Source organism: Pseudomonas parakoreensis (assembly GCF_021602155.1).
Lineage (GTDB): Bacteria > Pseudomonadota > Gammaproteobacteria > Pseudomonadales > Pseudomonadaceae > Aquipseudomonas > Aquipseudomonas parakoreensis.
The window spans coordinates 1-18,998 of sequence record NZ_BQHY01000016.1 but is presented as its reverse complement, the minus strand read 5'-3'; the positions used below and the strand labels follow the sequence as shown (position 1 = coordinate 18,998).

The 18,998-nt window shown below is 60.1% G+C and carries 21 protein-coding genes; 7 read left to right on the top strand and 14 right to left on the bottom strand.

What is annotated here, in order from left to right:
• Positions 1-114 precede the first annotated feature (114 nt).
• Positions 115-1,116, top strand: a complete 1,002-nt coding sequence (locus L6D63_RS22295; protein WP_236170391.1) for an LLM class flavin-dependent oxidoreductase — start codon at positions 115-117, stop codon at positions 1,114-1,116.
• Between the two features lie 166 nt (positions 1,117-1,282).
• On the opposite strand, the gene L6D63_RS22290 is transcribed toward L6D63_RS22295, so the two are convergent.
• A complete protein-coding gene (locus L6D63_RS22290; RefSeq protein WP_047297488.1) occupies positions 1,283-1,507 on the bottom strand; it encodes a DUF1161 domain-containing protein in 225 nt (74 codons plus the stop codon).
• A 124-nt stretch (positions 1,508-1,631) separates the two neighbouring features.
• Complete coding sequence (locus L6D63_RS22285; protein ID WP_027610201.1) at positions 1,632-1,847, bottom strand: dodecin; 216 nt, start codon at positions 1,845-1,847, stop codon at positions 1,632-1,634.
• 157 nt (positions 1,848-2,004) lie between these two features.
• Between L6D63_RS22285 and L6D63_RS22280 the strand changes: the two genes are divergently transcribed.
• Positions 2,005-2,331, top strand: a complete 327-nt coding sequence (locus L6D63_RS22280) for an ElaB/YgaM/YqjD family protein (protein WP_003220391.1) — start codon at positions 2,005-2,007, stop codon at positions 2,329-2,331.
• Here L6D63_RS22280 and L6D63_RS22275 read toward each other — a convergent pair.
• A complete protein-coding gene (locus tag L6D63_RS22275) occupies positions 2,304-3,221 on the bottom strand; it encodes a LysR family transcriptional regulator (RefSeq protein ID WP_047297489.1) in 918 nt (305 codons plus the stop codon). The two genes, L6D63_RS22280 and L6D63_RS22275, sit on opposite strands and share 28 nt — an antisense overlap.
• A 114-nt stretch (positions 3,222-3,335) precedes the next feature.
• On the opposite strand from L6D63_RS22275, the gene trpB reads away from it, so the two are divergent.
• From trpB to L6D63_RS22260, 3 genes are all read left to right on the top strand, one after another.
• Positions 3,336-4,568 (top strand): tryptophan synthase subunit beta, encoded by a 1,233-nt coding sequence (gene trpB, locus L6D63_RS22270; protein ID WP_121182962.1) that lies wholly within the window; start codon positions 3,336-3,338, stop codon positions 4,566-4,568.
• Positions 4,568-5,380 (top strand): tryptophan synthase subunit alpha, encoded by an 813-nt coding sequence (trpA, locus tag L6D63_RS22265; RefSeq protein WP_131671835.1) that lies wholly within the window; start codon positions 4,568-4,570, stop codon positions 5,378-5,380. Before trpB ends, trpA begins: the two co-directional genes overlap by 1 nt.
• 123 nt (positions 5,381-5,503) lie before the next feature.
• Entirely contained in the window at positions 5,504-5,944 is a 441-nt protein-coding gene (locus tag L6D63_RS22260) for an anti-virulence regulator CigR family protein (protein WP_047297491.1), read from the top strand.
• A 148-nt stretch (positions 5,945-6,092) separates the two neighbouring features.
• On the opposite strand, the gene L6D63_RS22255 is transcribed toward L6D63_RS22260, so the two are convergent.
• The 11 genes from L6D63_RS22255 to L6D63_RS22205 form a co-directional block, all read right to left on the bottom strand.
• Positions 6,093-8,054, bottom strand: a complete 1,962-nt coding sequence (locus L6D63_RS22255; protein ID WP_131671834.1) for a DUF7844 domain-containing protein — start codon at positions 8,052-8,054, stop codon at positions 6,093-6,095.
• A complete protein-coding gene (locus L6D63_RS22250) occupies positions 8,051-8,371 on the bottom strand; it encodes a DUF2388 domain-containing protein (RefSeq protein ID WP_007911662.1) in 321 nt (106 codons plus the stop codon). Before L6D63_RS22250 ends, L6D63_RS22255 begins: the two co-directional genes overlap by 4 nt.
• A gap of 42 nt (positions 8,372-8,413) precedes the next feature.
• A complete protein-coding gene (locus L6D63_RS22245) occupies positions 8,414-8,722 on the bottom strand; it encodes a DUF2388 domain-containing protein (protein ID WP_041074725.1) in 309 nt (102 codons plus the stop codon).
• Between the two features lie 107 nt (positions 8,723-8,829).
• A complete protein-coding gene (locus L6D63_RS22240; RefSeq protein WP_007962831.1) occupies positions 8,830-9,147 on the bottom strand; it encodes a DUF2388 domain-containing protein in 318 nt (105 codons plus the stop codon).
• Positions 9,148-9,280: 133 nt separating this feature from the next.
• Positions 9,281-9,490, bottom strand: a complete 210-nt coding sequence (locus L6D63_RS22235) for a DUF1127 domain-containing protein (RefSeq protein ID WP_047297494.1) — start codon at positions 9,488-9,490, stop codon at positions 9,281-9,283.
• Between the two features lie 254 nt (positions 9,491-9,744).
• Complete coding sequence (locus tag L6D63_RS22230; protein ID WP_003220409.1) at positions 9,745-9,960, bottom strand: DUF1127 domain-containing protein; 216 nt, start codon at positions 9,958-9,960, stop codon at positions 9,745-9,747.
• 320 nt (positions 9,961-10,280) lie between these two features.
• Complete coding sequence (locus L6D63_RS22225; RefSeq protein WP_047297495.1) at positions 10,281-11,774, bottom strand: acetyl-CoA hydrolase/transferase family protein; 1,494 nt, start codon at positions 11,772-11,774, stop codon at positions 10,281-10,283.
• Positions 11,775-11,988: 214 nt separating this feature from the next.
• Entirely contained in the window at positions 11,989-13,422 is a 1,434-nt protein-coding gene (locus L6D63_RS22220; protein WP_047297496.1) for an NAD(P)(+) transhydrogenase (Re/Si-specific) subunit beta, read from the bottom strand.
• On the bottom strand, positions 13,422-13,742 hold the full coding sequence (locus L6D63_RS22215) for an NAD(P) transhydrogenase subunit alpha part 2 (protein ID WP_003220416.1): 321 nt from the start codon (positions 13,740-13,742) through the stop codon (positions 13,422-13,424). The genes L6D63_RS22220 and L6D63_RS22215 overlap by 1 nt, the downstream gene beginning before the upstream one ends.
• Positions 13,743-13,757: 15 nt before the next feature.
• On the bottom strand, positions 13,758-14,879 hold the full coding sequence (locus L6D63_RS22210) for a Re/Si-specific NAD(P)(+) transhydrogenase subunit alpha (RefSeq protein ID WP_095667887.1): 1,122 nt from the start codon (positions 14,877-14,879) through the stop codon (positions 13,758-13,760).
• Positions 14,880-15,313: 434 nt separating this feature from the next.
• The gene (locus tag L6D63_RS22205) at positions 15,314-16,213 is read right to left on the bottom strand and encodes a LysR family transcriptional regulator (RefSeq protein WP_047297498.1); all 900 of its coding nucleotides are present in this window, start codon (positions 16,211-16,213) and stop codon (positions 15,314-15,316) included.
• A gap of 157 nt (positions 16,214-16,370) precedes the next feature.
• On the opposite strand from L6D63_RS22205, the gene L6D63_RS22200 reads away from it, so the two are divergent.
• Together L6D63_RS22200 and L6D63_RS22195 are read left to right on the top strand one after the other, a co-directional pair.
• Complete coding sequence (locus L6D63_RS22200) at positions 16,371-17,552, top strand: acyl-CoA dehydrogenase (protein ID WP_003220420.1); 1,182 nt, start codon at positions 16,371-16,373, stop codon at positions 17,550-17,552.
• Between the two features lie 13 nt (positions 17,553-17,565).
• Positions 17,566-18,786: a CaiB/BaiF CoA transferase family protein gene (locus L6D63_RS22195; RefSeq protein WP_047297499.1), complete on the top strand. Its 1,221-nt coding sequence runs from the start codon at positions 17,566-17,568 to the stop codon at positions 18,784-18,786.
• The last annotated feature ends 212 nt before the right edge of the window (positions 18,787-18,998 follow it).

Genomic DNA, 18,998 nt, shown 5'->3' with positions numbered 1-18,998 from the left:
TCCCTCAGCTATTGAAACTCGGGTATATGCCCTCATTGCACAGAACACGCTTATGAATTCGGCAGGTTTTCGTTCGCAAGAAAAAACCTGCACCCCACTCGGAGACGCAGGTTTATGAAGCAACTGTCCGACGTAAAGTTTTCCACCCTCGATCTGGTGCCGGTGCGCGAGAACGGTAGCCCGGCGCAATCGCTGCGCAACTCGCTGGACCTGGCGCAGCACGTCGAGAAATTCGGCTACACCCGCTTCTGGGTGGCCGAGCACCACAACATGGACGGCATCGTCAGCTCCGCCACCTCGGTGCTGTTGGGATATCTGGCCGGGGGGACTTCGACGATTCGCGTCGGCTCTGGCGGAGTAATGCTGCCCAACCACGCACCGCTGGTGATCGCCGAGCAGTTCGGCACTCTTGAAAGCCTGTACCCGGGACGCATCGATCTGGGGCTGGGCCGCGCGCCCGGCTCCGACCAGATGACGGCCCGCGCCCTGCGCCGCGAACGTTCCGGCAGTGCCGATGATTTCCCGGAAGACGTTGCCGAGCTGGCGCGTTTCCTCGGCCCGCGTACCCCGGACCAGCGGGTGATCGCGATGCCCGGCACCGGCACCCATGTGCCGATCTGGCTGCTCGGCTCCAGCCTGTTCAGTGCGCAACTGGCCGGTGAGCGCGGCTTGCCTTACGCCTTCGCCTCGCACTTCGCTCCACGTTTCATGCATGAGGCGATTCGCGTCTATCGCAACCACTTCAAGCCTTCGGCGGTGCTCGATAAACCGTACGTGATGCTCGGGGTGCCGCTGGTGGCGGCGGATACCGATGAGCAGGCCGATTATCTGGCGACCTCGGTGTACCAGCGAATCCTCGCGTTGATGCGTGGGCAGAGTCTGGTGCAGCGTCCGCCGGTTAAAACCATGGACGGCCTGTGGCTGCCCCATGAGCGCGAGGCGGTGGGGGATTTCCTCGGCCTGGCGATGGTTGGCAGCCCGCAGAAGATTCGCGCGAAACTGGAAGTGCTGGTCGAGCAGACCCAGGCCGACGAGCTGATTTTCACTTGCGATCTCTATGAACACGCCGATCGCGTACATTCCTACGAACTGCTGGCGCAGGTCATGAAAGGATAAACGCGGCGCCCTGTAGGAGCTGTCGAGTGAAACGAGGCTGCGATCTTTTGATCTGATTTTTCAAAGCCACGATCAAAAGATCGCAGCGTGCCGCAGCTCCTGCATGTAAATCATCGCCCACAAAAAAGCCGACGCCTTCGCGTCGGCTTTTGCATTTCAGGCGCAATCAACCGCGTTTGTAGACGATTTCCTTGGCGCCGCCTTCACAGGTGCCGACGACTTTGCCGTCTGCGGCCGCACCCTTGTCGACGACTTCCAGCGAATACCCGGAAACGTGCTTGGCATCCAGTTTCGCCGCAATCTCGCTTTTCAACTCTTCACAAGGCTTGCCAGCAGCCAACGCGCCACCCGCAAGGCTCAACAAACCTACTGCCAATATGAACTTCTTCATCGGTCGCACTCCCTGGTCGGATTAAAAGAGGCGGGCACCGGCTATGCCGATGCGCTCACCTTGTAGCGCTTTGCCATTCCTATGGCACTCGGCCAGCGCGCAAGTTCAGAAGCGTAGCCCAAACTCAGCTGCTGGCAATGCGGAAGCCGACTTTGAGGGTTACCTGGAAATGCGCAGCCTTGCCGTCCTTGATGTGGCCACGCGTCTCGACCACTTCAAACCACTCCAGATGCTTGATGCTCTTGTTGGCTTCGGCCAGCGCGTTGTTGATGGCGTCTTCGATGCTGCTGGTGGACGAGCCGACCAGCTCGACTTTCTTGTAGGTGTGATGGTCACTCATGGCGATCTCCTTGACGTGTGGATTTGAGACTAGCAGTGAATCTGCACTGTTGATTTCGGCGGCTCGATGCAAGCGAAGTTCAGATTTTCTGCACTTTCTCAAACTGCTGAAGTCCCAACCAACACACGCCACTCATCACCAATGCAGGAGAGCCACCATGGCCAACACCTCTTTACGTAAAGCCTCGTTGCAAAGCATGGAAGCCGAGATCGAGAGTCTGCTCAAATCGTTGGAAAGCCTCAAAGACGATGCTTCGGACGAGTCGCGCAAGACGCTCAAGGCACTCAAGAGCAACGCTGAAAGCGCGCTGAAACATTCGCGCAGCCTGCTCAGCGACGCCTATGAAGAAGTCAAAGTGAAAACCCGCGAGACCGGCATCGCCACCCGCGATTACGCTCAGGAACATCCTTGGACCACTGCCGGTGTGGCCGTCGGTGCAATCGGTCTGCTGGCCGCTTACCTGCTGTTCAAGCGCGGCGAGTGATCCGTCTGGCGCAGCTCGTTCTTGAGCCATTGCGCCAGTTGCCGGGCGCGCCCGTCTGCGGCGCGCTTGGGTAGCCACAACGCCAGTTGCGCCGGGGTTTCGCAGAAGCCCCACGGTGCAACCAGGCGACCGGCCTTCAGGTCTTCGGCCACCAGCGGCTCGGGCGCGATTGCCACGCCAAGTCCGGCCACTGCGGCTTCCAGCAGATAATACAAATGCTCAAAACCTTGCCCCAACTTCAACGCCTTGGCGTCGAGGTGATTTTGCTGTGCCCAGCTCGGCCAGGCTTGCGGACGCGATGTGGTGTGCAGCAGCGGCTCGCTGAGCAAGGCTGACGCCGGCGCTGCCTGCAGGCGTTGATGACCGCTGAACAGCGGGCTCAGCACCGGGCCGATGCGTTCTGCGGCCAGTTCGTAGACCTGCATGTCTGCCGGCCATGGTGGCTCGGCGAAGAGCAGCAAGGCATCGAGACCCGGGCGCCGTGGATCGAGATCACCTTCGCCAGCCGACAGGTGCAGACGCAAGTCCGGCAGGTCGGCATTCAGCCGGCCCAGGCGTGGAATGAACCAGCGCGCCAACAGGCTTCCCGAGCAGCCAAGCACGAACGGCGCGTCAGCGGTGCTCTGCGTCAGCTCGGCACACACACTGCGCAAGCGATCAAAGGCCTCGCCGCTGGCATCGCGCAGACGAGCTCCGGCATCTGTGAGTTTCAAGCCGCGACCATCCTTGACGAACAGGCTCACGCCCAGATGCGCTTCAAGCACTTTGAGCTGCCGGCTGACTGCGCCATGAGTGACGTGCAGCTGCTCGGCCGCCTGACTGACGCTGTTCAGTCGGGCGGTGGCTTCGAATGCGCGCAAGGCATTCAGCGGGGGAAGGTCATGGCTCATGGTATCTGTGAGTTTTCCTGACAAGTTGTGGCGATCTTATCGGTTTTCAGCCTGGAAGGTCAGGGGTAGAGTGGGCGCCATTGTCTTCTCACCCGAATTCACCTGGAGCACATCATGACCCAGACTTCGAACACCTCCAACCTGCGCAGCGGCCCTGACGATAACGGCCTGTTCGGCGCGTTCGGCGGCCGCTACGTGGCGGAAACCCTGATGCCGTTGATCCTCGATCTGGCCCGTGAATACGAAGCGGCCAAGGAAGATCCAGCGTTTAAAGAAGAGCTGGCCTACTTCCAGCGTGATTATGTCGGGCGTCCGAGCCCGCTGTACTTCGCCGAGCGTCTGACCGAGTTCTGCGGTGGTGCGAAGATTTACCTCAAGCGCGAAGAGCTGAACCACACCGGCGCGCACAAGATCAACAACTGCATTGGCCAGATCCTGCTGGCGCGGCGCATGGGCAAGAAACGCATCATCGCCGAGACCGGTGCCGGCATGCACGGCGTGGCGACTGCTACCGTGGCCGCACGTTTCGGCCTGGATTGCGTGATCTACATGGGCACCACGGACATCGAGCGGCAGCAGGCCAACGTGTTCCGCATGAAGCTGCTGGGCGCCGAAGTGATTCCTGTGGTGGCCGGCACCGGGACGCTGAAAGACGCGATGAACGAAGCGCTGCGTGATTGGGTGACCAACGTTGACAGCACCTTCTACCTGATCGGCACCGTGGCCGGCCCGCACCCGTACCCAGCCATGGTGCGCGACTTCCAGGCCGTGATCGGCAAGGAAACCCGCGAGCAGTTGCTAGCCCAGGAAGGTCGTCTGCCGGACAGCCTGGTGGCGTGCATTGGCGGCGGTTCCAACGCCATGGGCCTGTTCCACCCGTTCCTCGACGACCAGAGCGTCGAGATCATCGGCGTCGAAGCTGCCGGTTACGGCATCGAGACCGGCAAGCACGCGGCCAGCCTCAACGGCGGCGTGCCGGGGGTGCTGCACGGTAACCGTACCTTCCTGCTGCAGGACGACGATGGCCAGATCATCGACGCCCACTCGATTTCCGCCGGTCTCGATTATCCGGGCATTGGCCCTGAGCACGCCTGGTTGCATGACATCGGCCGCGTTCAGTACACCTCGGTCACCGACGACGAAGCCCTCGCTGCGTTCCACCAGTGCTGCCGCCTCGAAGGCATCATCCCGGCACTGGAAAGCGCTCATGCGTTGGCTGAAGTGTTCAAGCGCGCGCCGAAACTGCCGAAGGATCACCTGATGGTGGTCAACCTGTCCGGCCGTGGCGACAAAGACATGCAGACCGTCATGCATCACATGGAACAGTCCAAGCAGGAGAAACACTGATGAGCCGCCTGCAAACCCGTTTTGCCGACCTCAAGCAACAGAATCGCGCCGCGCTGGTGACCTTCGTCACCGCCGGTGATCCGGACTACGACACCTCGCTGGCGATCCTCAAAGGCCTGCCCGGCGCTGGCGCCGACGTGATCGAGCTGGGCATGCCGTTCACTGACCCGATGGCCGACGGCCCGGCAATTCAACTGGCGAACATCCGTGCCTTGGGCGCCAGGCAGAATCTGGCGAAAACCCTGCAGATGGTGCGTGAGTTCCGCGAAGGCAACAGCGACACGCCGCTGGTACTGATGGGCTACTTCAACCCGATCCACATGTATGGCGTTGAACGTTTCATCGCTGATGCCAAGGAAGCGGGCGTCGACGGTCTGATCGTGGTCGACATGCCGCCAGAGCACAATAATGAACTGTGCGACCCGGCACAGGCTGCCGGTCTGGACTTCATCCGCCTGACCACCCCGACCACGGACGATGCGCGTCTGCCGAAAGTGCTCAATGGCAGCTCGGGCTTCGTTTACTACGTGTCGGTGGCCGGTGTGACCGGTGCCGGTGCCGCAACTCTGGAGCATGTCGAAGAAGCGGTGGCTCGCCTGCGTCGACACACTGATCTGCCGATCAGCATCGGCTTCGGTATCCGTACTCCGGAGCAGGCGGCGTCCATCGCCCGCCTGGCGGACGGTGTGGTGGTGGGCTCGGCACTGATCGATCACATCGCCAATGCGACCACGCCGGTGCAGGCGGTCGATGGTGTGCTGGGTCTGTGCAAGGCGCTGTCCGAAGGCGTGCGTCAGGCCCGCGTCAGTTGAAGGTAAAGTTCCTGATACAGAGGAATTAGCACCTCGCAACACAGCCTAATTGAGCAAGACCGAGGGATTCAGAACCACGTTCTGAATCCCTTTTTTGCTGTTGGTGCCGTGAGGAAAGACCCGATGAAAATGCCGAAACGTCTGATTGCCGGGCTGGGCGTGCTGATGCTCAGCGCGACGCCGCTGCTGGCCAGCGCCGATCCACGCGATGATCATGACCACGGCGGCCCGCAACCGGGCCACTACGATAACCGTGGTGACGATCACCGTGGTCCGCAGAACGATCACCGTGGTGGCCCGCCACACGACTTCGGCCCGGTGCGGCAGACCATTCGCGACAACCACGGCTACTTCGTACGTGGCGCTCCGCCACCGCCGGGCATCCATCTGGAACGCGGCCGACCGTTGCCGCACGGTTACTATGGCGAGCGGCTGGACGGGCGGGCGCTGAGCCGTCTGCCGGTGTATCCGGGTTATGAGTGGCGCCGGGCCGGTGGGGACATTGTGCTGATCGCGGTGGGTACCGGGATCGTTTACGAAATTCTGGACGGTGTTTTGTACTGATCTGACACGGTCATCTGTAGCGAGGGAGCTTGCTCCCGATGGGGCGCGGAGCGGCCCTGAACATTCGGCAGTCAGCCAATTTGCGACTGCTGCGCAGCCGAGCGGGAGCAAGCTCCCTCGCCACAGGATTCAATTCCAGCCTTCTGTCTCAGGGCAATTCCAGTCCACCGGAGGCCTTGTGCAATTTACGCAGATGCTCGCCGATCTGCTTCACGTTGGCTTCACTGGCGGCAATCTCGGCCGCTCGCTTGGGCTCCAGCAACTTGCGCACTTCCTTGTCCAGATCACCGCTCAGCGCCAGCAGTTGCTTCTGGCGCTGGCTGCTTTCGTCCTGCAGGCGCTTGAACTCGCTCGGTTGCGGCAAACCGTAACCGCGGCTGTCGAGCAGTTCCGCCGGACGACTGAGGAAGCCACTGTTGGCGAGAATTTCCTGCAGGGTTGCGTTGGCCTTGTCCATGCCACCGTTCTCCAGCTCCCGGGCACCGAGGTAGCGTTGCTTGACCTCATCCTGGGCCAGCAGCAACTGGCGGCGATAACTCGCCTGTTCCAACAGCAACAACGCTGCACTGGTGCGCAGGTCTGCGCGCTCGAACCACTGCCGGCGTTCTTCGGCAGACAGCGATAGCCAGTCCTCGACGGTGGTCTGTTTGATCGGCAACTGCTTCTTCAAGACATCGAACATCGCCTGATAGCGATCGCGGAACGAATCGAAGCGATAACCCAGGCGCAGAGCTTCCTTGGGATTGTCGAGCACGCTGGTGTCGGCCAGGCCACGGCCTTTGAGCACTTCAAGCAAACCGTTGGGCATGATGCTGTCCAGGCCAATCAGTTGCTTGTTATTGCTGCCGCTGCGCAACAGCTTGAGGCTTTCCACGGCGCAGTTGTTGGACAGGAAAAAGTAGTTGCCGTCGTAACTCCAGTGCATCTCGGCGGCGTGTTCGACCACCTCTGCAATTTCCTTGCGCGACAGGTTCAGCGGTACCGAAGCGAGGCTGCGCAGTTCGGTCTTGGTGTATTCGTCGATGACCTGGGCGAGTGGCAGCACGAATAGCCGTGACGGGTACTTGCCGACCAGTCCGTCCCAGCTCGACAGCTGCACGTCACCGACAAATGCGCGGTACGACAACACCAGATGCTGGTCGAGGTCGAGCCGGCAATCCGGGCCCCGTGGTCGTCCCGGCGCACAGATCACCAGGCGCAGCATGCTGTGGCCCCAGCGGCTGACCCAATTCTGGTTGGCTTCGGCCAGCAGGTAGTCGACGGCATACACCCGCTCCGGATCGACCTGTCCCAGTGGCTGTTTGGCGAAGTCGTTGCCGGCATTGAGGAAGGCGAAGGTGTTGCTGCAGGTGTCCCTGGCCGGTGGTGCCCAGCCGAAGCGCTCCTTGTAGTAGCGGTAGAGCGCAGGACGGCGGCAGGCGTAGCTCGGGTCGAGGAGGAAATACTCCATGTTGACCGCGACAAACTCTTTCGGACTGGAAATCTCGTACAGATCCGGGCTGCGGGCCACCTGGCGGTTGTGCTGTTCACGCTCGCCGCGCCGCCCGACGTACTGTTGCCAGCCGGCGAGGTCGAGCAGGCGCGGGTCATCGCTGAGGGTGAAGCGGCGTTCGGTCTGGCCGCGACACTCGTCGGGAATGCCGATCAGGCCGGCGCTGTTGCTGCGGCGAGTGCAGCGTTGGATCAGCGTGCGCTCGGCGGTGGGCCACAGGCGCGCGCGGTCATAAATGTGGGTGAGCTCGTGCAACACGGTTGCCAGCAGTTCCTGGCGCACGGTGCCGTGAGGGCGATTGGTTTTTTCTTTGGCCGCGCTGCCGTCGGTGAGGCCGGCGAGCAGTTTGCGGTTCAGGTCGAGTTCGGCAACCAGGGTCGCCTGGCCGTAGGCGTTGCCGGGCATGTCGTCGGACCAGCCGACGTCGATGCGCCGGTCCAGCTGTTCGACGAAGCTGGGCGGCAGCTTCTGCATCGCTTCATCGAGCAGCGCCTGACTGGCCTGTTGCTGGGCGGGGCTCAGGCCGTCGGTCTTGAGCCGCAGTTGCAGGCTGGCGTGGGCGCTGTTGCCAAGCAGCAACAACGCCCCGGCCAGTAGCCAGGCGCCGAGTGACTTCACAGGGCAAGAATGGCTTCGGCGAGCACCTGATCGCTGGCGTCGCGGGCTTCCGGCACTCGCGTGCGCAAGGTGTTGAGGGCGGCTTCCAGGTGCGCACCACGGATATCGCCGTTGGTGGCAACAAAACTGGCGGCATCGTCATGGGCTTCGCGGATGATTTTCGAATCGCGAATCGACGTGGTGGTATCGGAGGTGAAATCGATGGTGCGCTGGGAGGCACGAACGATGATGTTACTGGTGGCTACCAGGGTGTGCGCCTGGGCCACGTCGGCCAATAAAAACAGGCCAAGGGCGGCAGCAATCAGCGGGCTACGCATGGAACGACTCCGGAGGGCAATGATGACTAGGGATCAGGATAACTATTGGACGAGAATTGCCTGTGCCAGTTCAAGGTCGCTGACATGAAGTTTTGGTCGGGATTTGCGCAGGTAATGCAGGGCGGATTCGAGCTGCGCGCCGCGCAATTCGCCGTCACTGGCGACAAACGCCGCCGCGTCATCGTGAGCGGCGATGATCAGTTTACGGTCGAATGGCGCGGAAGACACCATTCCGGTGGCCCATACCGTCACCACAGTATTTTGCGTGGAGACATCAAAGGCATCGACCGACGTCGCCCAGCAGGCGCTGAACAAGGCACAAGGGATAAGCAGGTTGGTCAGAAAACGCATGGGACTCGATAACGGTTAGCGAGTCTCAAGGCTAGCGTAATGCCCGGGCCAGAGCCAGTGGCGAAACATCGGGACACGACTGGCGTGTCCCGTCCGGCAACGTCTGATCAGATCGCCAGAATGGCTTGCGCCAGTTGGAAGTCGGTCGCGTTCAGTTGTGGTGCCTGGTGGCGGATCAGGTCCAGGGCGCTTTCCAGTTTGACGCCGCGGATCTGGCCTTCGCTGGCGACGAAGCTGGCTGCGTCGTCACGGGCGGCGATCACGACCTTGTTGTCACGCAGCGAAGAGCTGACGTCGGACGTGGCGTCCGAGGAGGACTTCAGCGCGCCAACCACGGCGTCGGTGGTGACGATGAAGCTCGAGGCACTGGCGTTGGCAGCCACGGCCAGCAAGGCGGCAGCGCTGAGCAGGCGAAGACGGGACATGGTGTATCTCCTGATAGTAAACCGTATTGAGAGGTGGCTTGTGTCTGAGACTCAGACGCGGGTTACAGAAGATTCGCCACGTTCTGCCATGGATATTAGGCCTGCGCGCAAGGTTCGGACAGTGGGCAGAATGCTAGCGCCAGAAGGGTTTCTCCAGTTCGTTGAGCCGATCGGCGTGGCTCAGACCCAGATCCGCGAGGTCGCGCTGCCCCAGCTGGGCCAACAGACGCCGCGTCCTGGCGCGCTCCAATCCCTGCCACAGGCTACGAACCAGGCGCCGCAGCAGGTGCGAGTGAACGAGGGGTTGAATCGACGCTGTCGAAACATCCTGTAAGTCTTTCATGGCATTTTCCTTAAGCCGAGGAGGGTTAAGGACAGGCTGCGCCCGATGCAGTTTTGCCGACAGATACACCGATGAAGAATTGTACTGGTTCAGATTTTGATTATTTAGAACTGTACCTGTTGTTTGAACAACCTGCTGTACGGGCCTTTCGAACCCTGAAACGACAAGACCCGTCGCGGTTTCCCGCGACGGGTCTTGTGTGTTCAATTCGGGTTGCTGGCGGTGGGTCTAGCGACCAGAGCCAGCGACGCTACTTAGCGCCAGAACGGCTTGCTCAACTCTTCGTAGCGTTGTGCTTCGCTGATACCGGCGTCAGCCAGCAGACGCGAATCCAGACGAGCCAGTTGGTGGCGGCTGGAGATGCGGCGCTGCCACAACATCAGGTTGGCGATAACGCGCAGAGGCAGGGAAGCCTGGGTTTTTGCAGCTTTGTCTTCGAAGAACAGTTCGGAACTGAGTGTACGTTCCATGGTTGACATCCTTCCGCTTGTGGCGGGATCAGGTAGTGGTTTAACTGGTGCCCATGATCCTCTCGTTTGCCTAGTCTCTCTAGATACAGTTCAACTGTATTGTGAGTGACCAGTTAACTGTTTATAGATGGTGTATGGGTCAAAATTGAGCAAACTGTACCTGTCTGCACTTTTGTGGTGCATTTATGCTCAAATTGAGGGAGAGAGTAGGCAAAAGCCGTAGGAAACAACCAGTACAGCAGTACAGTTTTTGTCGAATAGGAAGGATGAAAACACCGCTGACACAAACTGTGTTTGCATCAGCGGTTTGACTGTACGAATTACACCGCGAGCATGCGACCGGTTTCTTCCAGGTTCATGTGCCAGCTCAAGGCTTCGCGCAGGATGTGCGGGGTATGACCGCCGATGGCGCAGGCGGCGGTGAAGTAGTCATTCAGCGCCTTGCGGTAATCGGGGTGTACGCAGTTATCGATAATCACCCGGGCACGTTCCCGCGGGGCCAGGCCGCGCAGGTCGGCCAGACCGATTTCGGTCACAAGGATGTCGACGTCATGCTCGGTGTGGTCGACGTGGCTGACCATCGGCACCACGCTGGAAATCGCCCCGCCCTTGGCGATCGACTTGGTCACAAACACCGCGAGGTGTGCGTTACGCGCGAAGTCTCCGGAACCACCGATGCCGTTCATCATCCGTGTGCCGCAGACGTGGGTGGAGTTGACGTTGCCGTAGATGTCGAACTCCAGCGCAGTGTTGATGCCGATGATGCCCAGACGACGCACCACTTCCGGATGGTTGGAGATCTCCTGCGGGCGCAGCACCAGTTTGTCCTTGTACTTCTCAAGATTGCCGAACACATCACTGTTGCGCCGCTCTGACAGAGTGATCGAGCTGCCCGAAGCGAAACTCAGCTTGCCGGCGTCGATCAGGTCGAAGGTCGAGTCCTGCAGTACTTCGGAATACATGGTCAGGTCTTCGAACGGCGAATCGATCAGGCCACACATTACCGCGTTGGCAATGTTGCCGATCCCGGCCTGCAGCGGGCCAAGCTTGTTGGTCATGCGCCCGGCATCGACTTCTTGTTTGAAGAAGGTGATCAGGTGTTCGGCAATGGCGTTGGTGTCGACATCCGGGGTCGACACCGTGGACGGCGAATCTGCCTGCTGGGTGATGACGATGGCGACAATCTTTTCCGGCGGGATCGGGATTGCGGTGCTGCCGATACGGTCGTCGACTTTAACCAATGGGATCGGCGTGCGCGTTGGGCGGTAGGTCGGGATATAGATGTCATGCAGGCCTTCTAGGTTGGCGTTGTGCGCCAGGTTGATCTCGACGATTACCTGTTTGGCAAAAATCGCGAAGCTTGCCGAGTTGCCCACCGAAGTGGTCGGCACGATGTGGCCCTGCTCGGTGATGGCCACGGCTTCGATTACCGCGATGTCTGGCAGCTTCAGTTGCTGGTTGCGCAGTTGCTCGACGGTTTCCGACAGGTGCTGGTCGATGAACATCACTTCGCCGGCGTTGATTGCCTTGCGCAAGGTGCTGTCGACCTGAAATGGCATGCGTCGCGACAGCACGCCGGCCTCGGTCAGCTGTTTGTCGAGGTCGTTGCCCAGGCTGGCGCCGGTCATCAGGCTGATCTTCAGCGGCGTGACCTTGGCTCGCTCGGCCAGTGCGTGAGGGACGGCTTTGGCTTCGCCGGCGCGGGTGAAGCCGCTCATGCCGACGGTCATGCCGTCTTCAATCAGAGCGGCTGCGTCGGCGGCGCTCATCACTTTATCCAACAACGAAGGCAGGCGAATACGGTCACGGTACATGGATTATTATCTCGGGAAGCGAGTAGCAGGATGCGCAGTCTAGTGAATTTCGCGGGCGTCTGTCCCGCTACCAAGGTCGCAAACGAGGCGTCTATTTAGCGGGTTTGAAGTAAAACACCGTTACCGGATCTGCAACAACGCGGCAAATTGTCCGACGCTTTGCGCAAACGAAAACGCCCCGACAAGTCGGGGCGTCCGGTGCTACTGCGGAGGATTACTCGACCGCTTTGACCATGTCTTCGATGACTTTCTTCGCGTCGCCGAACACCATCATGGTTTTGTCCAGATAGAACAGTTCGTTGTCCAGACCCGCATAGCCGCTGGCCATCGAGCGCTTGTTGACGATGATGGTCTTGGCCTTGAACGCTTCGAGGATCGGCATGCCGGCAATCGGCGATTTCGGATCGTTCTTGGCGGCGGGGTTGACCACGTCGTTGGCGCCGAGCACCAGCACCACGTCGGCTTGGCCGAACTCGGAGTTGATGTCTTCCATCTCGAACACCTGGTCGTAAGGCACTTCGGCCTCGGCGAGCAGGACGTTCATGTGCCCAGGCATGCGACCGGCCACCGGGTGGATCGCGTACTTCACGGTCACGCCACGGTGGGTCAGCTTCTCGGTCAGCTCTTTCAACGCATGCTGCGCGCGGGCCACCGCCAGGCCGTAGCCCGGGACGATGATCACGGTGTCGGCGTTGGTCAGCAGGAAGGTCGCGTCATCCGCCGAACCGGATTTCACCGGACGGGCTTCTTTCGCACCGGCAGGTCCTGCGTCGGCCGTATTGCCGAAACCACCGAGCAGTACATTAAAGAAGGAACGGTTCATCGCCTTGCACATGATGTACGAGAGGATCGCACCGCTCGAACCCACCAGCGAGCCGGCAATGATCAGCATCGAGTTGTTCAGCGAGAAGCCGATACCCGCTGCCGCCCAGCCCGAATAGCTGTTGAGCATCGACACCACCACCGGCATGTCGGCGCCGCCGATCGGGATGATGATCAGCACGCCCATCACGAACGCCAAGGCCAGCATCAGCGCGAACGCGGCAAGGTTGCCGGTGAGCATGAAGGTCACACCCAGCACCAGCGTCGCCAGACCGAGTACCGCGTTCAGTTTGTGCTGACCGGTAAACTGTACTGGTGCACCCTGAAACAGGCGGAACTTGTACTTGCCCGACAGCTTGCCGAAGGCGATCACCGAACCGGAGAAGGTGATCGCACCGATCGCCGCACCGAGGAACAGTTCGAGACGATTACCTGCCGGGATCGAATCACCCAGTTGCTTGACGATGCCCAGCGATTGCGGCTCAACCACCGCAGCAATGGCGATGAACACCGCCGCCAGACCGATCATGCTGTGCATGAAGGCGACCAGCTCCGGCATCTTGGTCATTTCGACGCGCTTGGCCATGATCGAACCGGCAGTGCCGCCGATCAGCAGGCCGACGATCACATAGCCGATACCGGCAGTTGCAAGCTCGGCACCCAGCTTATAGATGAGGCCGATGGTGGTGAGAATGGCCAGCGCCATGCCGAGCATGCCGAACAGATTGCCGCGCCGCGAGGTGGTTGGGTGCGACAGGCCTTTGAGGGCCTGGATAAAGCAGATCGACGCGATCAGGTAGAGCGTCGTGACGAGATTCATGCTCATTACTTCGGCGCCTCTTCTTTTGCTTTCGGGGCTTTCTTCTTGAACATCTCAAGCATGCGGCGGGTGACCAGAAAGCCACCGAACACATTGACCGCAGCCAGTGCCACGGCGAGGGTGCCCATGGTCTTGCCCAGCGGTGTGACGGTCAGCGCAGCAGCGAGCATGGCGCCGACGATTACGATCGCCGAAATGGCGTTGGTCACCGCCATCAGTGGCGTGTGCAGCGCGGGTGTAACGTTCCAGACCACGTGATAACCGACATAAATCGCCAGCACGAAGATGATCAGGTTGTAGATACCGGGGGAGATAAGCTCTTCCATCGTCTGAATCCCTGCTTAGGCGTTTTTGCGGATGACTTGGCCGTCGCGGCACATCAGGCACGCGGCGACGATGTCGTCTTCGAGGTTGACGTCGAACTGGCCTTCTTTGGTGAACACCAGCTTGAGGAAGTCCAGCAGGTTGCGGGCGTACAGCGCCGAAGCATCGGCGGCGACTTCACCGGCGAGGTTGGTCGGGCCGACGATGGTCACGCCGTTCTCGACCACAACCTGATCGGCGACGGTCAGCGGGCAGTTGCCGCCCTGGGCTGCCGCGAGGTCGATTACCACCGAGCCCGGCTTCATCTGTGCCACGGTGTCTGCGCTTAACAGCGTCGGTGCCTTGCGGCCCGGGATCAGGGCGGTGGTGATGACGATATCGGCCTGCTTGGCGCGCTCGTGCACAGCCTGGGCCTGACGCTGCATCCAGCTCGCCGGCATTGGTCGCGCGTAACCGCCGACACCGACCGCGCATTCGCGCTCTTCGTCAGTTTCGTAAGGTACGTCAACGAACTTGGCGCCGAGGGATTCGATCTGTTCCTTCACCGCCGGACGCACATCAGACGCTTCAATCACCGCGCCCAGACGTTTCGCCGTGGCAATCGCCTGCAGCCCGGCCACGCCGGCACCAAGAATCAGCACACGCGCCGCTTTCACGGTACCCGCAGCGGTCATCAGCATCGGCATGAAGCGCGGATAGTAGTGCGCGGCCAGCAACACAGCCTTGTAGCCGGCAATGTTCGCCTGCGACGACAACACATCGAGACTCTGCGCCCGAGACGTACGCGGCGCCGCTTCCAGGGCGAACGCGGTAATCCCGCACTCGGCCATTTTGGCGATGGTTTCGTTATTGAAGGGGTTGAGCATGCCAACCAGCACCGCGCCGCGCTTTATCAGCGCCAGTTCGGCGTCGCTGGGGGCGACTACTTTGAGAATCAGCTCGGCACCGAACGCATCGCTGGCACTGCCAATGGTTGCGCCCGCCGCTTCATAGGCACTGTCGACAACGCTGGCTTTGACGCCGGCGCCGGTTTGCACAGTGACCTTATGACCTTGGCTGATCAGCTTTTTAATGGTTTCCGGGGTTGCAGCAACCCGTGTTTCACCGGTCTGGGTTTCGAGAGGAACACCAATGTGCACGTCAAATCTCCTGCGTGATCTTATTGAGTAAACCCAGGCACTGCGGATGGTGCGACTGGGGCGGCCGATCAGCACGATCCCGCCAAATCAGGGCGGGGCGCGGCATTTTGCAGGCGAACTTTATGCCCTTCAAGGGATTATGACGGGTGACGGAAAATTAACTACAAGTCATCCCGTGACCGAATGTCGCAGATGGCCAGTTGAATCCCTTGTAGGCCGTGCCTTACAAGGATTCTGGCCGAATCTGAAAAAAATTCTCATCGGCGACGTGAATAGGACGTAATGAGTCGTCAATAGGGGCTCAAAGCCACGTCAGCAGGCGCTTGTGGGACGTCTGTACGACTTTCGGATACAGTCTGCGATTTTGCGACAAATACTTATATCTGTAGGGCTTTGGATTTCCTGACTACCGGGTTAGTAATTGTTGTAAGCCTTTATCCTTCTAGGCTGTAGCTGTTTGCCTGATTGACCAGCCAATCGCGAAATGCCTTGAGTGACGCCGATTCGACCTTGCGCTCCGGAATCATCAGGTAATACGCCTTGATGCTGGAGAGTGCATCCGGGTTGGCGATCACCAAGCGTTTCTCGGCCAGTTCGCGTTGAATCAGGAACGGCGGAATCAGTGCGATACCCATGTTGTGCATGGCCGCCTGGGCCAGCATGGAGAATAGCTCGTAGCGTGGGCCTGTCATGTCGCGGGGGATGTTCAGGTGCTGTGAGTTAAACCATTGGCGCCACGCGTAAGGGCGAGTGGTTTGTTGCAGCAACGGCAGTTCGGCGATCTCGTCAGCCGTCAGATGCGTTCTATTGCCGAGTAGGGCAGGGCTGCACACCGGCATCGGATTTTCGCCCATCAGTCTGTGGGATTCGGTACCCGACCAATCGGCGTCGCCGAAGTAGATCGCCGCGTCGAAATCAGTATCGGCAAACAGGAACGGGCGGGTGCGGTTGGTCAGGTTAACTGTCACTTCCGGGTGCTTGAGCTGGAAATCCTTGAGCCGTGGCAGCAGCCATTGCGTGCCGAAAGTGGGCACTACCGCCAGTTCGATCACGTTGGTGCCCTGTTGACCCATGACCGAGAGCGTGTCGCGCTCGACGGCATCGAGTTGCGTGGCCACCCGACGGCTGTAGGACAGCCCCGCTTCTGTCAGCTTCACACCGCGTCGCGAGCGTCGGAACAGTTCCACACTGAGGAACTCCTCAAGGCTGGCAATCTGTCGGCAAATGGCGCCCTGGGTGAGTGAAAGTTCTTCGGCGGCCTTGGTAAAGCTTTCGTGGCGAGCGGCGGCTTCGAAGCTAATCAGGGCTGTGGTGCTGGGTATCTTCCTGCGCATGTACGTCAACCTCACTAATGCGCCGCATAAAAGGCATTCAGCGACGTTTCGGAGTGAGAAATTAGCACAACAGGATGCGAAATCCTCGTTTGCCGCGTTGGCGAAGCGGGCCTAGGATCAATGCCACGTTAATTCACCGATTTGCGAGGACACACTCATGGGCGGTAAAGCTAGCTTCAACTGGATCGATCCCTTGCTGCTGGATCAACAGCTCACCGAAGAGGAGCGCATGATCCGTGACACCGCCGCCCAGTTCGCTCAGCAGAGCCTGGCGCCACGCGTGCTTGAAGCTTTCCGCCATGAGAAAACCGATCCGGCGATCTTTCGCGAAATGGGCGAAGTCGGTCTGCTCGGCGCGACCATCCCTGAGCAATACGGTGGCAGCGGTCTGAACTACGTCAGCTACGGTCTGATTGCCCGTGAAGTGGAGCGCGTCGACTCCGGCTACCGTTCGATGATGAGCGTACAGTCCTCGCTGGTGATGGTGCCGATCAACGAATTCGGCACCGAAGCGCAGAAACAGAAATACCTGCCGAAACTGGCGTCCGGCGAATGGATCGGCTGCTTCGGTCTGACCGAACCCAACCACGGTTCCGATCCGGGTGCGATGATCACACGTGCGCGCAAAGTCGACGGCGGTTACAGCCTGACCGGCGCCAAGATGTGGATCACCAACAGCCCGATCGCCGACGTATTTGTAGTCTGGGCCAAAGACGATGCCGGCGACATCCGTGGCTTTGTCCTGGAGAAAGGCTGGAAGGGCCTGAGCGCACCGGCGATTCACGGCAAGGTTGGCCTGCGCGCATCGATCACCGGCGAAATTGTCATGGACAACGTTTTCGTACCGGAAGAGAACATCTTCCCCGACGTGCGTGGTCTGAAAGGTCCGTTCACTTGCCTCAACTCGGCGCGCTACGGCATCTCCTGGGGCGCGTTGGGCGCTGCCGAATTCTGCTGGCACACCGCTCGCCAGTACACCCTTGATCGTCAGCAGTTCGGTCGCCCATTGGCCGCGACTCAGCTGATCCAGAAGAAGCTGGCCGACATGCAGACCGAAATCACCTTGGCACTGCAAGGTTGCCTGCGTCTGGGGCGCATGAAAGATGAAGGCACTGCGGCGGTCGAAATCACCTCGATCATGAAGCGTAACTCCTGCGGCAAGTCGCTGGATATTGCCCGGATGGCCCGTGACATGTTGGGGGGCAACGGTATTTCCGACGAGTTCGGTGTGGCCCGTCACCTGGTCAACCTGGAAGTGGTGAATACCTATGAAGGTACTCACGACGTTCACGCGTTGATCCTGGGGCGCGCGCAAACCGGTCTGCAGGCGTTCTATTAACAGGAGAGCGACCATGGGCGCGCTGTCGCATCTGCGGGTACTGGATTTATCGCGCGTGCTGGCCGGGCCGTGGGCCGGGCAGATACTTGCCGACCTTGGCGCCGAGGTGATCAAGGTCGAGCGTCCGGGCAATGGCGATGACACGCGCGCCTGGGGGCCGCCCTTCCTCAAGGACGCTTATGGGGAGAACACCAGCGAGGCGGCTTACTACTTGTCGGCCAACCGCAACAAGCAATCGGTGACGATCGACTTCACTCGGCCTGAAGGTCAACAGCTCGTGCGTGAGCTGGCGGCGAAGTCGGACATCCTGATCGAGAACTTCAAGGTCGGTGGGCTGGCCGCCTACGGTCTGGACTACGAGTCGCTGAAGGCGATCAATCCGGACCTGATCTATTGCTCGATCACCGGCTTCGGTCAAACCGGGCCGTATGCCAAGCGCGCCGGTTACGACTTCATGATCCAGGGGCTGGGCGGGCTGATGAGCCTGACCGGTCGCCCTGAAGGTGATGAAGGCGCCGGGCCGGTAAAGGTGGGGGTAGCGCTGACGGACATCCTTACAGGTCTGTATTCGACGGTGGCGATTCTGGCAGCGCTGGCTCATCGTGATCACGATGGCGGCGGGCAACACATCGATATGGCTTTGCTGGATGTGCAGGTCGCCTGCCTGGCCAATCAGGCGATGAATTACCTGACTACGGGCAATGCGCCCAAGCGTCTGGGCAATGCGCATCCGAACATCGTGCCTTATCAGGACTTCCCGACGGCTGATGGTGATTTCATTCTTACCGTTGGCAATGACGGCCAGTTCCGCAAGTTTGCCGAGGTGGCTGGACAGCCGCAGTGGGCGGACGATCCGCGTTTCGCGACTAACAAGCTGCGGGTGGCTAACCGCGCGGTGTTGATTCCGCTGATTCGTCAGGCAACGGTATTCAAGACCACCGCCGAATGGGTGGCGCAGTTGGAGCAGGCGGGCGTGCCGTGTGGGCCGATCAATGATCTGTCCCAGGTGTTTGACGATCCGCAGGTGAAGGCGCGTGGGTTGGCGATAGAGCTGCCGCACGCACTGGCAGGAATGGTCCCGCAGGTGGCAAGTCCGATCCGGCTGTCGCAAACGCCTGTCGAATACCGTCGCGCGCCTCCTTTATTGGGCGAGCATACGCTGGAGGTTCTGCAGCGGGTGTTGGGTATGGGCGCTGGCGCCGTGGAGTTGCTCAAGGCTGATGGGGTCCTTTGAAATACTCCTCTATATAGAGGGAGTGGTTTTTCCAACTTATATAGGCGCAGCTGTGTGTTTTTTAACCGGTCTGTAAGTTGTTGAAAGAAAACTGAAATTAACGGTTGACGGCAGATTCTGGAGGTCTATAATTCGCCCCACTTCCGGCGCAGTCGAAACGGAAAACTCCTTGAGATTCAACGAGTTACGCAGTTTTCGACGGCAGATCGCTT

Excerpts from the sequence above, each read along its gene's own strand:
- L6D63_RS22295 (WP_236170391.1), top strand. The coding sequence starts at position 115 with ATGAAGCAACTGTCCGACGTAAAGTTTTCCACCCTCGATCTGGTGCCG.
- L6D63_RS22290 (WP_047297488.1), bottom strand. The coding sequence starts at position 1,507 with ATGAAGAAGTTCATATTGGCAGTAGGTTTGTTGAGCCTTGCGGGTGGC.
- L6D63_RS22285 (WP_027610201.1), bottom strand. The coding sequence starts at position 1,847 with ATGAGTGACCATCACACCTACAAGAAAGTCGAGCTGGTCGGCTCGTCC.
- L6D63_RS22280 (WP_003220391.1), top strand. The coding sequence starts at position 2,005 with ATGGCCAACACCTCTTTACGTAAAGCCTCGTTGCAAAGCATGGAAGCC.
- L6D63_RS22275 (WP_047297489.1), bottom strand. The coding sequence starts at position 3,221 with ATGAGCCATGACCTTCCCCCGCTGAATGCCTTGCGCGCATTCGAAGCC.
- trpB (WP_121182962.1), top strand. The coding sequence starts at position 3,336 with ATGACCCAGACTTCGAACACCTCCAACCTGCGCAGCGGCCCTGACGAT.
- trpA (WP_131671835.1), top strand. The coding sequence starts at position 4,568 with ATGAGCCGCCTGCAAACCCGTTTTGCCGACCTCAAGCAACAGAATCGC.
- L6D63_RS22260 (WP_047297491.1), top strand. The coding sequence starts at position 5,504 with ATGAAAATGCCGAAACGTCTGATTGCCGGGCTGGGCGTGCTGATGCTC.
- L6D63_RS22250 (WP_007911662.1), bottom strand. The coding sequence starts at position 8,371 with ATGCGTAGCCCGCTGATTGCTGCCGCCCTTGGCCTGTTTTTATTGGCC.
- L6D63_RS22245 (WP_041074725.1), bottom strand. The coding sequence starts at position 8,722 with ATGCGTTTTCTGACCAACCTGCTTATCCCTTGTGCCTTGTTCAGCGCC.
- L6D63_RS22240 (WP_007962831.1), bottom strand. The coding sequence starts at position 9,147 with ATGTCCCGTCTTCGCCTGCTCAGCGCTGCCGCCTTGCTGGCCGTGGCT.
- L6D63_RS22235 (WP_047297494.1), bottom strand. The coding sequence starts at position 9,490 with ATGAAAGACTTACAGGATGTTTCGACAGCGTCGATTCAACCCCTCGTT.
- L6D63_RS22230 (WP_003220409.1), bottom strand. The coding sequence starts at position 9,960 with ATGGAACGTACACTCAGTTCCGAACTGTTCTTCGAAGACAAAGCTGCA.
- L6D63_RS22225 (WP_047297495.1), bottom strand. The coding sequence starts at position 11,774 with ATGTACCGTGACCGTATTCGCCTGCCTTCGTTGTTGGATAAAGTGATG.
- L6D63_RS22220 (WP_047297496.1), bottom strand. The coding sequence starts at position 13,422 with ATGAGCATGAATCTCGTCACGACGCTCTACCTGATCGCGTCGATCTGC.
- L6D63_RS22215 (WP_003220416.1), bottom strand. The coding sequence starts at position 13,742 with ATGGAAGAGCTTATCTCCCCCGGTATCTACAACCTGATCATCTTCGTG.
- L6D63_RS22205 (WP_047297498.1), bottom strand. The coding sequence starts at position 16,213 with ATGCGCAGGAAGATACCCAGCACCACAGCCCTGATTAGCTTCGAAGCC.
- L6D63_RS22200 (WP_003220420.1), top strand. The coding sequence starts at position 16,371 with ATGGGCGGTAAAGCTAGCTTCAACTGGATCGATCCCTTGCTGCTGGAT.
- L6D63_RS22195 (WP_047297499.1), top strand. The coding sequence starts at position 17,566 with ATGGGCGCGCTGTCGCATCTGCGGGTACTGGATTTATCGCGCGTGCTG.